Origin of the sequence: Streptomyces sp. NRRL B-3229, assembly GCF_000719505.1 — a bacterium.
GTDB classification, from domain to species: Bacteria; Actinomycetota; Actinomycetes; order Streptomycetales; family Streptomycetaceae; genus Streptomyces; species Streptomyces griseorubiginosus.
Genome location: NZ_JOGP01000143.1, coordinates 1 through 314, shown reverse-complemented (window position 1 = coordinate 314; position 314 = coordinate 1). Strand labels below are relative to the sequence as shown.

At 63.7% G+C, this 314-nt stretch carries 1 protein-coding gene; it reads right to left on the bottom strand.

The genetic code is table 11. The annotated features are described in order from the left end of the window. Window positions 1-314, bottom strand: a 314-nt coding sequence (locus IF54_RS40290) for a glycoside hydrolase family 48 protein (RefSeq protein ID WP_037821279.1), incomplete at both ends; no start/stop codon positions are given.

Below are 314 nucleotides of genomic sequence, written 5' to 3'. Positions count from 1 at the left end.
TACTCGTTGGGGGTGTCCAGCTCGGGCGCGTAGGTGGCCGGCTTGGAGGCGTTGTAGAAGGAGTTGGTCGGCTGGTCGGCGTGGGTGGGGATCATGTACTTCTCCATGATCTCCCAGGCGCCGTTGAACTTGGACCAGTCGCCGGTCACCTTGCCGTACATGGCCTGGAGCCACAGGAGGTAGCTGTACGCCTCCGAGGTGGTCTCGTGACCGTGGTCCGGCGCCTCGACGATCAGCGTCTCCACCGAGTGGTAGGGGATGCCCTCGGGGGAGAAGTAGCCGTTCGCCGGGTTGGTGATCTTGCCGTACAGATC